7 protein-coding genes are annotated in these 12,939 nt (G+C 71.3%); 3 read left to right on the top strand and 4 right to left on the bottom strand.

Annotated elements, in window-relative coordinates:
• Positions 1-29: 29 nt before the first annotated feature.
• Genes AC07N1_RS02595 through AC07N1_RS02605 form a run of 3 tightly spaced genes read right to left on the bottom strand, consistent with a single transcriptional unit; the run spans position 30 to position 6,174 of the window.
• A complete protein-coding gene (locus AC07N1_RS02595) occupies positions 30-3,173 on the bottom strand; it encodes a sugar-binding domain-containing protein (RefSeq protein WP_494670360.1) in 3,144 nt (1,047 codons plus the stop codon).
• On the bottom strand, positions 3,170-5,818 hold the full coding sequence (locus AC07N1_RS02600) for a glycoside hydrolase family 3 C-terminal domain-containing protein (RefSeq protein ID WP_494670361.1): 2,649 nt from the start codon (positions 5,816-5,818) through the stop codon (positions 3,170-3,172). Before AC07N1_RS02600 ends, AC07N1_RS02595 begins: the two co-directional genes overlap by 4 nt.
• Entirely contained in the window at positions 5,818-6,174 is a 357-nt protein-coding gene (locus tag AC07N1_RS02605) for an HU family DNA-binding protein (protein ID WP_494670362.1), read from the bottom strand. The genes AC07N1_RS02600 and AC07N1_RS02605 overlap by 1 nt, the downstream gene beginning before the upstream one ends.
• A 298-nt stretch (positions 6,175-6,472) precedes the next feature.
• Between AC07N1_RS02605 and AC07N1_RS02610 the strand changes: the two genes are divergently transcribed.
• Genes AC07N1_RS02610 through AC07N1_RS02620 form a run of 3 tightly spaced genes read left to right on the top strand, consistent with a single transcriptional unit; the run spans position 6,473 to position 11,044 of the window.
• The gene (locus AC07N1_RS02610; RefSeq protein WP_494670363.1) at positions 6,473-7,093 is read left to right on the top strand and encodes an RNA polymerase sigma factor; all 621 of its coding nucleotides are present in this window, start codon (positions 6,473-6,475) and stop codon (positions 7,091-7,093) included.
• The gene (locus AC07N1_RS02615) at positions 7,071-7,994 is read left to right on the top strand and encodes a FecR family protein (RefSeq protein WP_494670364.1); all 924 of its coding nucleotides are present in this window, start codon (positions 7,071-7,073) and stop codon (positions 7,992-7,994) included. The genes AC07N1_RS02610 and AC07N1_RS02615 overlap by 23 nt, the downstream gene beginning before the upstream one ends.
• The gene (locus AC07N1_RS02620; protein ID WP_494670365.1) at positions 7,991-11,044 is read left to right on the top strand and encodes a TonB-dependent receptor; all 3,054 of its coding nucleotides are present in this window, start codon (positions 7,991-7,993) and stop codon (positions 11,042-11,044) included. Before AC07N1_RS02615 ends, AC07N1_RS02620 begins: the two co-directional genes overlap by 4 nt.
• A 176-nt stretch (positions 11,045-11,220) precedes the next feature.
• Here the strand turns inward: AC07N1_RS02620 and AC07N1_RS02625 are convergent, their stop codons facing one another.
• A complete protein-coding gene (locus AC07N1_RS02625) occupies positions 11,221-12,870 on the bottom strand; it encodes a GH35 family beta-galactosidase (protein ID WP_494670366.1) in 1,650 nt (549 codons plus the stop codon).
• Positions 12,871-12,939: the final 69 nt, after the last annotated feature.

The following is a 12,939-nucleotide window of genomic DNA, read 5'->3' on the forward strand; positions in this document are numbered from 1 at the left end:
TCATGGCTCTAGGCGCTGGACATCGTCGCTCACCCTCCTGGGCTCGTGATCGGATCGGCGGCCAGCCAGTCCAGGGCGTTACTGAGCCAGCGGGCCTGGAGCGGCGGGGCCATGTCGGGAAGCCGGTGGACCAGCACGCGCATCGCCCCCTTGCGGGCGATAAGGCTGGCCGCTCCGTTGCGGCGGTCGTGGTCGCGGCTGTAGGCGGCGATCACCTCGACGCCCTCCCCGTCCACGACCAGGCCGTTCGACGGCTGGCCCTCGACCTGGTGCAGCACGCTCATGGCGCGGTCGGAGGGAATGCCGGCGAAGGTCGGGTGGGACCGGACATAGTTCCAGTTGCCCATCCACGGCGCGCGCAGGCCCCCGACCTGGCCGGCGTAGGTGAAGAGGCCAAGGCTCGCGAGCTGCCGGGCGACGCCTTCGGCCAGGCCGTCTTCCTGCACCATGGCCAGCAGCGGGGTTCCGGCGGCGACGGCGGCCAGCACGTCGGCGGGCAGTTCGCCGAGCATCAACTCGACCTTCTCGCCCTTCTTCGGCTGGGCCTCGAGGCCGGTCTGCTCGCCGACCTGGCGGCGGATGATCTCGTCGGCCTTCAGGCCCGAGGCGACGATCCCGTCGTAGCGGGCGCCGGGCTTGAAGTCCTCGACCGTGACTCCGGGCTGCTTTTCCAACTGGGTGCGCAGGCTCTTGGCGACACCGGAAACGGCGAGCTTCAGCTTGCGGCGAGGCGCGCCATGGGACGCGGCGACCCAGACTTCGCGATCGGAGACCACCTCGCCCGAGCCGGCCAGGACCAGGCGGATGACATGCCGCCCTTCCCGCTCGAAGGCCGGGGTGCGGACGCTTTCGGCGACCAGCCACGAGAGGCGGTCAGGCTCATGGGCGGGCACGGGCCAGCGGCCCGCCTCCCGCGCCGCGCCGTCCGGCCCAACGAGGCTGAGCACGAGTTCGCCGCTCACGGCCTTGCCGGTGTCGTTGAACAGCCAGAGGTCCAGGTCGGCGCTCTCGCCCGGGGCGTAGGCCAGTTTGCGGGGCTTGGCGACGGCCAGGGCGGGCCGCAGGCTCTGGCTCATCAGGGCCGGGTCGGCCTTGAAGCCGCGCAGCACGTCGACAATGCCCGAATGGTTCTCGATCGCCGTGCTTTCCCAGCCGGAGATGGCGGCGACGTCCACGCTCTCGCCCAGACGGATGTTCTCCAGGTAGTTGCGCCAGGCCTCGTAGGCCTTGGCGCCGACCGACAGGAACAGGGCCTCGGTGGTCGGGAAGGCCTTGCGGAAGCCCCAGCGGTCGAGGAAGGCGCTGGTCGCCCCGACGATCGCCTTGTGGTCCTCCAGGTCGTAGCTCTTGCCGCCCTTGGCCAGGATCTCGGCGACCATGGCCACATGGTTGTCGGCGACGGCGCAGCCCTGCATCTCGCCGAACTCGACGATGAACGGCTTACCGGTCTGGCGGTGGATATAGTCGTCCTTGCCCGCGTAGAAGCGGTCGTACCACTGGTCGCCGGCGCCCTGGTGTTCGACCCACCAGCCGCCCCACTCTTCCACGTCCGAGTGGTAGTAGTGGTCGTCGTAAGGCAGGTACATGGCCTGGGCCGCGCCGCGCTTGACGAAGCCGTCGTTGAGGATGACCGCCCGGCTGGGATCCAGGTCGTGCATGGCCTTCAGCACATGCTGCACGTCGGGATTGGCCAGGTTCGCGCCGATCTCGTTCTGCAGGGTGTAATGGGCCAGCGACGGGTGTGAGCGGAAGGCCCGCACCATGGCCTGGCACTTTTCGACCATGAACTGGCGGCTGAAAGCGTCGGCGGGCGACAGGGTCTCGCCCGGCTTCAGGTCACGACCGATGGCGTGGCGGCCGCCGCCGGGTTCCATCACCCGCAAGAGGCCCATCTCGTCCATGGCCTGGAAGACCTCGGGCTTGCCGACGTTGCGGTGGAAGTGCAGCGCGTTGAGGCCCAGCGTGCGGGCCGAGGTCACTTCGCGGCGGGCGAGCTCCTTGGTCGGCCACAGACCGTTGAAGCCCCAATAGCCCCAGGAGATCGCCGAATAGAGCCGGATGCGGCGACCGTTCAGCCGCAGCAGGGCGTTGGTCCCGACGCCCTCGACGCCGAACCAGCGGAAGCCGAAGCGAACCTCGCGGGTGTCGATGTCACGCCTGGTCTCGGCCCAGGACAGGCGCAGGCGGTGCAGGCGCGGCGTGTCGAGGTCCCAGAGGTCGGCCTTGGGCGCGGTCACCGTGAAGCGGACCCGCAGGCGGCGGCCGCCTTCGAGGGCCTCCAGGGTTTCGAGCTTGATGTCGGCCGCAATCGGCGCGCCGTTGTCGTCGACGAGCATCGCCGAGGCCTTGGCGCGCAGGGTCTGCGGATCAGCGACAGGCTTCTCCAGCACCACGTCCATGAAGGCCGTGACCGTGCGCGGCTGAGGCGTGTTCAGCACCCAGGCGTCGTCGATGCGGGCGGCCAGCGGATGGACGCTCAGCGTCAGGCCGCGGTCGAGGCCGCCGAAGCCGTGCGAGGCGAAGAGCTTGACCTTGCCCCAGGCCATGGTGGTGCTGTCGCGCCAGTCGAAGCGGCCGCCCGGATTGGTGATGCGGATCGACAAGCGGTTGGCCTGGCCCGGCAGCATCGCCGCCGTCAGATCGCAGGCGAACGGCAGCTCCGACATGATCGAGTAGCCGACCAGACGCTCGTTCAGGAACACCTCGGCCCGCAGCCGCGCGCCGTGCAGGTTCAGCAAGACGCGCTTGCCCTTGGCCGAGGCGGGAATGTCGATCGACCGCGACCACCAGGAGACGCCCTTGTAGGCGCCGTAGCGCGGCACGTCGTCGTCCTCGGCGTAGCGGTATTCGTCGGCGCCGTAGGGACGCGAGGCGAACCTGCCCCAGAAATGCTCCTCGACCGTGGTCGGCAGGCTGACGGTGATGGCGTCGGTCGCCTTCAGCGCCGTCCAGCCGCCGGTCGGCGGGTTGACCGGCAGGGTCGCCAGATCGACGGCGCTGGGCAGGTGCAGCGCGTCGTCCTTCCACGGCGCGGCCTGGTCGATCCACAGGCTCCAGCCCTCGTCGGGCACGGCCAGCAGGTCGGCGGCCGTCGCGGGCGCGGCCTGGGCGACGCCGGTCGCGGCGAGACCCGCGCCGCCGGCGGCCAGGAAGGAACGGCGATCGAGCCTCACGGCAGCACCTTGCGGCCGGCGACGTCGAGGCGGACGGCGACGCCGGCGGGCTTGGCGAGGCCCGGACGCGAGACGGGCTGGCCGCCGCCGATCCACAGATCGACCGGACCGGTCTCGACCGAACGAACACCGGCGGCGTCGACGACGCTGAGGGCGGCGGGATCGAGTTCGAAGGTCAGGGTCTTCGTCTCGCCGGCCTTCAGCGCGACCCGCTGGAAGCCCTTCAACGACCGGACCGGCGCGCCGGCCGCGCCGCGCGAGACATAGAGTTGGGCCACCTCGTCGCCGTCGCGCTGGCCGGCGTTGGTGACATCCACTGAGACCTTCAGCCCCTCGCCGGCCTTGACGGTCCTGGCGAGCTTGGGCTGGCCGTACTTGAAGGTCGTGAAGCTCAGGCCATGGCCGAACGGATAGAGCGCCTCGCCGCCGAAATAGCGATAGGTGCGACCGGCCATGCCGTAGTCCTTGAACGGCGGCAGTTGATCGGCCGAGCGGTAGAAGGTCAGCGGCAGGCGGCCCGATGGATTGAAGTCGCCGGCGATCAGACCGGCCACGGCATGGCCGCCCTCGCCGCCCGGATACCAGGCCTCGACGATGGCCGGTAGCTTCTCGTCCGCCCAGTTCACGGCCATGGCCGAGCCGTTCATCAAAACGAGCACCACCGGCTTGCCCGTGGCGTGCAGGCCTTCCAGCAGCGCCTCCTGCGGGGCGGGCAAGTCGATGCGGGTGCGGTCGCCGCCGGCGAAGCCCGGGGCGCGGACCGACATCTCCTCGCCCTCCAGCTTGGCGGTCAGGCCGCCGATGAAGAGGACGAGGTCGGCGTCTCTGGCCGCGGCAATGGCGGCCTCTCCGCCCTGGCTGGGTCGACTCCAGGTCAGGCGCTGGTCGCCGCGGTCGCCCTCCTGCCAGGCCTCGACCGTGATGGCGTGGGCCTGGCCGGCGGTCAGGGCGACGGCGCCCTCCGGCGTGGCGTCGGCCGGACGCTTCCAGGCGTCGACCACGACCTTGCCGTCGACGAGTACCCGATAGCCACCCTCGCCGCGCAGGGTGAAGCGGTGGACGCCGGTCTCGGTCGGCTTGAGGTAGCCGGTCCAACGCGTTGACGTCCGGCGCTTTTCCCGCTGGGGCCGGCCCCAGGCGACCTGGACGTTGGCGACGGCGCCGGCCTTGGCCTCGCCGGAGAGGTCCAGGCCCTGGAAAGTCTCGACCTTGACGCCCCTGGTCGCGCAGGCGGCGTCGGCGCAGAGGGCGTCATTGGGCAGGGTCGCCATCGGCGCGCCGACCAGGCCCGTCCCCTCGACATAGGTGACCTGGGCGTCCGGATAGCGGGCGCGGATCCCGGCCAGCACGGTGACCGGCTTCGACGGCGTTCCATTGTAGTTGCCGACCAGGGCGTCGAGGCTGTCGGCGTTGGGGCCGATGACGGCGATCCGCTTCGGGGCGGCCTTCAGCGGCAGGAGGCCGTCGTTCTTCAGCAGCACCATCGAGGCCTGGGCCGTCTTCAGCGACAGGGCACGGTTGGCGGGGGTGTCGTTGTCGGCAGGCGTGATCCTGGCGTAGGGACCGCTGGCCGGCGGATCGAAGAGACCCAGCTTGATGCGGGCGACGAACAGGCGGCGGACGGCATGGTCGAGGTCGCCCTGTGTCATCAGCCCGGTCTTCACCGCCTCGACGATCGGGCCGATCTCGGCGCTCTTGTCGGCCCCGAACTCGGCGCAGATCAGGTCGGTCCCGGCCTTGACGCTGACGGCCACCGCCTGGGCCGGCGTCTTCACGTAGCTGTGCGAGGTCGGCAGGAAGACGTCGGCGATGGCCGCGCAGTCGGAGACGACATGGCCCTTGAAGCCCCACTTGCCGCGCAGGGTGTCCTTCAGCAGGAAGTCGCTGGCGCAGGCGGGCACGCCGTCGACGGCGTTGTAGGCGCACATCACCGCCTCAACCTTGCCGCGCTTCACCAGGGCCTCGAAGGCCGGCAGGTAGGTGTCGGCCAGATCGTGCTTGCTGGGGTGGATGTCGTCGTGGTGACGGTCGGCCTCGGGGCCGCTGTGCACGGCGAAGTGCTTGGCGGTCGCGGCGGTCTTGTAGTGAGCAGGGTCTGGCCCTTGCAGTCCCTCGACGAAGGCCACGCCGAAGGCGGCGGTCAGGTGCGGATCCTCGCCCCAGGTCTCCTGCCCCCGGCCCCAGCGCGGGTCGCGGAAGATGTTGATGTTGGGCGACCAGACGGTCAGGCCGCGATACTGGGCGACCGCGCCGTCGGGACCGCGCTTGTCGAGATACTTGGCGCGGAACTCGGTGGCGATGGTGTCGGCGACATCTTGGATCAGGGGGACGTCCCAGGTCGCGGCCATGCCGATGGCCTGCGGGAAGACCGTGGCCTCGCCTGCCCGGGCGACGCCGTGCAGCCCCTCGCTCCACCAGTTGTAGGCGGGAACGCCCAGGCGCGGGATGGCGGGGGCGGCGTGCTTCAGCTGGCCCGCCTTCTCCTCCAGCGTCATGCGCGAGACGAGGTCGGCGGCGCGGGCCTCGGGCGACAGGTTCACGTCATGGAAGGCGTCGGCGGCGAACGCGGCGGCGGGCGCGGCGGCCAGCGACAGGGCGAGCATGGAGACGAGGCCGAAGCGACGGCAGGAAACGGAAACACGCATCAGACATCGCCTCGGGAGGAATTCAGGTCGCGCAGCAGCTTGCGGTCGGGACGCCAGACGACGGCGCGCTCGCCGCCGAGGTCGGCGCGGGCGCCGCTGGAGGGGTTCACGAGGCCGTAGCGGCGCTTGTCGCGAATCTCCAGGCGACCCAGGCCCGGCAGTTCGACGGCCTTGCCCTCGAGCAGGGCCTGGCGGATCTGACGGCACAGCGAGCGGGTCAGCATGTCGCCGACGTCGGTTTCGAGGGGTGTCTGGAAGGCGCGGCCGATGTCGAAGACGGGCTCTTCGGCCGGTCGCTCGCCGGCCTCGGCGCGGCCGTCCGGCGATGCTCGCGAGTCGCGTGCAGAGCTGTTCATGGCGCCGCCTCCCCTTCCCAATCGCGGCCTTTGTCGGCCGTCTCGCCCGGATAGCCACCGGTGTCATGATTGAAATAAGCATGTCGCAATCACGACGAAAAGCGAAAAAGGTACCGGTAACTTAAATAATTTTGGGAAATTTCAGCAAGTTTTCACCTGACCACGAACGACGTTTCCACCTTGCCGATCCGCACAAGAAAATCGCGCCGGGTGCATATTTCTTGCGGCGCATTGATCCTGCGGACATTCGCCAGCATCGTCCGCCCACCGGCCTGAACCGGGTGATTGGGGAGGCCCCGTGTCGAGGGCGGAACGGCCAGAGGCTCGCGACAAATCCGAGCTGTGGGGCGCCGAGCTGTGGAAAGACCGGTCGGCCTATCGACGCGCCTACGCCCAGGACTGGAGCGACCTGTGCGCCTTCCTGCGCGCGCGCTTCGGCGGCGGTCCGCCCGATCCCGAGGACGTGGCGCAGCAGGCCTTCCTGAAGCTGGGCGAGCGGCCGTCCGACCGGGCGCTGGAAAGCCCCCGCGCCTTCGTATTCCGCGTCGCCATCAACCTGGCGCTCGACGGCCGGCGCAGCCGCCGGCGGACGGCGCGACTGCTCGACGTCTCGGCCCCGGCCCTGGCGCCGGACGAGCCGCCGGACGTCGAACGGTCCCTGATCGCCCGCGACGACCTGAAGCTGCTGGAAAAGGTGGTGGCCGGCCTGCCCGAGCGGCATCGCCGCTATCTCGCCGCCAATCGCATCGAGGGCCTGAGCTTCGCCGAGATCGCCCGCCGCGAGAGCGTCTCCGAGGCCCTGGTCCGCAAGACCATCGACGAAGCCGCCGCCGTCTGCCAGCGCGCCCTGGCGCGCGGCGTCATCGACTACACAACCGACTTTAGGGGCCTGTCCCGTGAACGCAGCCGTCGATCCTGACTCGCCGACCGGGCGGGAGGCCCGGGCCTGGGTCCTGGCGGTGCTGGGCGAGCCGTTCCCGCCGGAGCGCTCGGCGCAGCTGCGCGCCTGGCTGGACGCCGATCCGCAGCATCTCCGCGCCTATGAGGAAGCCGAGGCGCTGCTGCTGGCCTTGGGCCAGGTGCAGGCGCTGAAGAGGCCCTCCCCTCGCCGCGTTCCGGTCGGCTGGATCGCCGCCGGCGCGACCCTGGCGGCCTGCTTGGTCACGGCCCTGGTGCTGACGCCGCCGCCCGCGCCGTTCGAGGCTGGGACCGTCGCCCGGCAGGTGGCGCTGAAGGACGGCAGCACGGCGGTGCTGGCGCCGGGCGCGCGACTGGCCCAGGCCTCGCGCTGGAACGATCGCGGCTATGTGCTGGAGCGCGGCGAGGCTTTCTTCACCGTGCGCAAGGCCGACGGCCGGCGCTTCCAGGTGGCGGTCGGCGGCGCTCAGGTCGAGGTGCTGGGCACTCGCTTCGACACCCGGGCCGGGGCCGGCGGCCAGGTGCGGGTGGCGGTCGAGGAAGGCCGGGTGGCCGTCTACCAGGGCCGCGAGCGCCGACAGGTCGCGCGGCTGGGGGCCGGCGACTATGTGCAGATCGACGGCGGACGCGCCCAGACCGGCAAGCTGGCTGCGCCCGCCGAGGCGGCGGCCTGGCGGAGCGGACGCCTGGCCTATGCCGACGCGCCGCTGGGCGACGTGGTCGCCGATCTGGCCGCGCGGGGCCACAAGGTGCGTGCGACGCCGCGCGCGGCGGCCTTGCGGATCACCGCCAGCTTCCAGCTCGACCAGGCCGACCGCTTCCTCACCAGCCTGCCGGAGATCCTGCCGGTGGGCGTGCGGGTCGCGGCCGACGGAAGCCGTACGATCGACGCGGCAAAATGAGGATCGCGCCCGCGATCGGCGCGCTGGCGGTGGCTTGGCTGACGGCCTCGCCGGCGTTTTCAGCGCCGCCTGAACGGCGCTTTTCCTTCGACCAGCCGGCCCAGCCTTTGGCGACGGCGCTGCTGGCGGTGTCGGCCCGCACAGGCGCGCCGATCGCCGCCCCCGCCGCCCTTACGGCCGGACGGCGCGCGCCGGGCCTCTCGGGGTCAATGTCGCTGGACCAGGCGATGCGGATCCTGCTGACGGGCTCGGACCTCGACTTCGCGATCTCGACGGGCGGGGTCGTGTCGCTGCGGCGACGCAGCGAGATCGTGGTCACCGCGCCCGTCGTCCGGCCTGCGCCGTCTCTCGCGACCGAAACGGAAGAGCTGATCACCGTGGCGGCGATCAGCGTGGTGGCCCGGCCGCTGGCCGAGCCGGCGCAGGACGAAGCCCGCGACGCGCCGGGCCAGGTCGATGTGCTGCTGGAGGAGCAGCTGCGCGGCGCCGGCGCCCTGGGCCTGGCCGACGCCCTGCGGCAGATCCCGGGCGTGGCGGCGGGACCGGAGGCCGGCGAGGCCCGCCAGATCGCCGTGCGCGGGGTCGGCGGCCGCTTCACCCGCGTGCGGGTCAACGGCATGGAGACCCTGGCGACCTTCGGGGCCAGCAACGCCATCGGCGGCACCAATCGCGGCAGGGCCTTCGACTACAACATCTTCGCCGCCGATCTCTTCAAGCAGGTCAGGCTTCAAAAGACCGCCTCGGCCGACCTCGACGAGGGCTCGCTGGGGGCCACCGTCGACATGCGCACCCGCTCGCCGCTGGAGCTGCCGAGGCGACATGCGATGCTGGTGGCCGAGGCGGGCTACCAGACCCTGTCGGACCGGGTGCGGCCACGGGTGTCGGCGGTGCTGTCGGGGCGCGACGCCGCGGGCCGGCTGGGCGTGCTGGTTTCGGCCGCCTATTCGGGACGCTCGACGCTGGAGGCCGGGGCCAGCGCCGGCCAGTGGGAGACCGGAAACGCCGTCGCGCCGGGCTTCGGCGCCGTCCTCGCTCCTCTGAACCTGACGGCCGTCAACGCCGCCCTGCACGCCCGCATCCCGCGCCTGGAGCTGGTCGAGATCGACCAGCAGCGCCTGGGCCTGACCGGTTCGCTGGAGTGGCGGCCCGGCGACGCCACGCGCATCGCCCTGGACGTGATCTACGCCGAACTGCGCTCGAACCGGCGCGAGAACCTGCTGGAGAGCTTCACCTTCCGCACGCCGGGCGTCTGCGGCGCGCCGGCCGATCCACGCTGCGGGCTGAACGCGGTGACGGTGACGCAGGGCGACATCATCACGTTCGGCGGCCGCAGGCCGGTGCTGATCGCCGGCCGCTTCGACGGGGTGGACGTGCGCTCGGAAGCCCGGCGTGACGAACTCAGCACCATCTTCCGCCAGACCACCCTGGCCGCCAGCCATCGGTTCCGGGAGGGCGTCGAGGGTCGGGTGCTGCTGGGCTTCAGCCGCTCTGACTTCAGCAATCCGGTGCAGCAGACGCTCTATCTGGAGCAGTTCGATGTCGACGGCTTCGCCTACGACTTCTCCGACGGCGACCGGCCGGCCCTGAGCTTCGGCGACGCGGCCCTCGCCACGCCCGGCGCCTGGACCGCCAGCGAGTTCCGCTCGGATCCCAACTGGGTGGACAACAGCTATCGGTCGCTGGCCATGGACCTGGAGGACCGCACCGGGCCGATCGACTGGCGCGTGGGCGTGCTGGCCAAGACCTATCGCACCGTCGGGGCGGCGCGGATGCGCTCGGACGGCGGGATCGGCAACGTCAACGGCCTGCTCCCGGCCGGTCTTTCGGGACTGTCGGTCGCGGACTACGCGCGGCTGGTCGGCCTGGGCGTGGATTTCGGCGTCGCGGGCGCGCCCGGCCAATGGCTGGCCTTCGACGTGGCGCGGGCGCTGGCGGCGGCCTGTCCCGACGCGGCCTGTTACCAGACCGGCCCCGGCCCGGTGGCGGCGCTGAACTACGCGGTGACCGAGCGGGCCGACGCCCTCTACCTGCAACTGGCCCTGCCCCGCGACGCGGGCCGAAGGGTCTGGGGCGAGGCCGGGGTGCGGGCGGTGCGCACCGGGATCGAGGCCGGCGGCCTGGACGTGACGGCCGACGCCGCCCTGCGCTGGACGACGGCCTCGAACGCCTACTGGTCGGCCCTGCCGTCGATGAACCTGGCCTGGAGCGCCGGCCGCGACGTCGTGGTGCGGTTCGGGGCGGCGCGGGTCATGGTGCGGCCCGACCTGATCAGCCTGCGGCCGGGCGTGGGACTGTCGACCACCGGGGCCAAGACCGCCTCGTCAGGCAATCCGAACCTGCGTCCCACCCGGGCCGACGCCTTCGACCTGTCGGTGGACTGGCGGCCGAGACCCGGCCTGCAAGTCACCGCGGCGGTGTATCGGAAGAACATCGCCAGCACCGTGCAGTCGACGACGACCCGGCCGGCGCCGTTCTCGGCCAATCCGTTCGGCCTTCCCGACAGCGTGGCGGCAGCGGCCTGCGGCGCGGCGCTGGACTGCTCGCCGACCCTGCCGATCTGGCAGTTCTCGCGGCCGATCAACACCGGGCCGGGCCATCTGACCGGGGCCGAGGCCTCGTTCCGCGCCGCCCTCGCCGAGCATTGGACGCTGCAGGGCGCGGGCGCCTACACCCGCACCGTGGTGCGGCTGCTCGACCAGACCGGCGCCTGGGTCGACATGCAGGACGCCCTGGGCGCGCCACGCCTGGCGGCCAACCTGGCGCTGGCCTACCAGCGGCCTGGCCTGGAGGCGCGGGTCGCGCTCAGCCATCGCGGCCGATACCTGGCCACCATCCCCGCCCCCAATGGCGGCGACGTCGATGGGGTGGATCCGCTGACCACCCTGGACGCCGCCGCGCGGCTGGAGCTGTCGCCGAGCCTGACCCTGACGGCCGAGGCCTCGAACCTGGCCGGCGCACCGCAGCGGCAGTTCAGCGACCGCACGCTGATCCCGACCTACCGGCACGACACGGGGCGGGAGGTGCGCGTGGGGCTGCGGTGGCGGATGTGAGGCCTTGCCCCCCCTTAGCTCGTCATCCCGGCCGAAGCGAAGCGTAGAGCCGGGACCCAGGGGCCGCCGCACGGCGGTTGCTTCAGCGAAGGCGGCGAACCCAGCCGCCGCGCCCAGTCCCCTGGGTCCCGGGTCTGCGGCGCTGCGCGCCTCCGCCCGGGATGACGAGCTAAAAGCTACCGATACCGATAAAACCGCACCCGCTGGATCTGGAACTGATCCGGCGACAGGCGGATGTGGCGGCCCTGGTGGGTCTGGTCGCCGTTGAGCAGGCGGCCGGGAATCCAGCGGCCCTGGTCGTCGAACACCCCCTCCTCGGCGCGGTCGATGCCGGCCAGCGGCGGCCCCTTCCCCGCCCCGGCGAAGGTGACGACGATGCCCCGGCCGGCGATCAGGTAGTCCTCGGGTCCGACCTGGATGATCAGGCCGCCGTGGGTCGCCGGCTTCTGGGCGGTCTTGGGCGTCCAAGGATCGATGAAGCCGACCTCGAAGCGATAGTCGCCCATCACCTTGGCCACCGGGGCGTCCTGCACCGTCCCGTCCTCCAGCACGCGCGGCTTGAAGCCAGCCATGGCGCCCTTGCCCTGGGCGGCCAGCAGGGCCGGCGTCAGCTGGCGCAGGACGGCGTAGGCGTCGGCGATGGCCTTCTGCTCGTCGGCGTTGACGCTCTCGATGGCGAAGGGCGAGAAGCCCAGAGCGTCGAGATTTCCGAAGGCGTAGAAGGCGTTGGCCGGGGTCTCCGGGGCGCTGGCGTTGTTGGCCTCGGGGATGAAGAGCGCGTTGTCGGGCCGCACGAACCGGGCGGCCAAGTCGCTGAAGTTCGGGAAGTAGATGTCGGGCGACAGCAGATCCAGGCTCGGCGCGCCGGCCTTCCAGACGTCCAGCAGGTGCGGCAGCGGCCCGCCGCTGGGGTATTCGCCGGGCTTCTTACCGGTGCGATTGAGGGCGGCGTTGACGTACATCGGCAGCGGATACGCCGCCTTGCCGGCGGCGGTGACGGCCTCGGTGTATCGGGCGTAGGACCAGGCGGTGAACACCTCCTGCCCGGCCTCGTCCGGGCCGAAGACGGCGGCCCAGGATCCCTTTTCCTTGGACCCGTTGCGCTTCCAGAGGTCGCGCAGCTCCGGCTCGACCGCCTCGCCGCCGGTCTTCAGGCGCTGGATCAGGGCGACGGGGACCTCGCCGGCATAGGCCTTGTCGGCGGCCGGGCCATGCTCGCGGGCCGAGGGCAGCATGCCGATCTCGTTCTCGACCTGGACCATCAGGACGGTGTTTCGGTCGGCGTCGACCGTCTTCAGGTGGGCCAGCAGGGCGGCGTAGGCCCTGGCGTCGGCCTTGCGGGTGTCGTCGGAGAAGGCCGAGAGGATCTCGACGCTCGAACCGTCCTGCGACCGCACGCGCGGGAAGCGGGCCTGGTCGCGCTTCACCCAGGCCGGGACGTAGGTCGACATGCTGTTCTTCCAGGCCCCGAACCACAGCAGGACGAGCTTGATGTCCTGGGCGCGGGCGTCGGCGATCAGGTCATCGACGCTGGAGAAGTCGTAGGCGCCCTCCTTGGGTTCGACCAGTTCCCAGGACACGGGGGCGAGCACGGTGTTGAGGTTCATCGCCTTCAGGCGCGGCCAGTGGCGGGCCATGTAGGCACGGCTGGAAGCGCTGGAATTGCCCAGCTCGCCGCCGAGCACCAGCATCGGCTTGCCGTCGACGACCAGGCGGGCGCTGGTTCCGTGCTTTTCGAGGCGCGGGATCTCGGCGGAAGCGATTTGCGCCGCCAGCAGCGCAACGACGGCCGCGCCCGCCCCGAACCAGGTCTTCAAGCCCCTCACCCACGCCTCCCGCCAACGCTCTTTGTTACCGCTAGCATTCGGACGACGGAGGCCGGCTTGTCAACGAGA

The sequence above is a fragment of the Caulobacter sp. GW821-FHT09B11 genome, assembly GCF_059418205.1.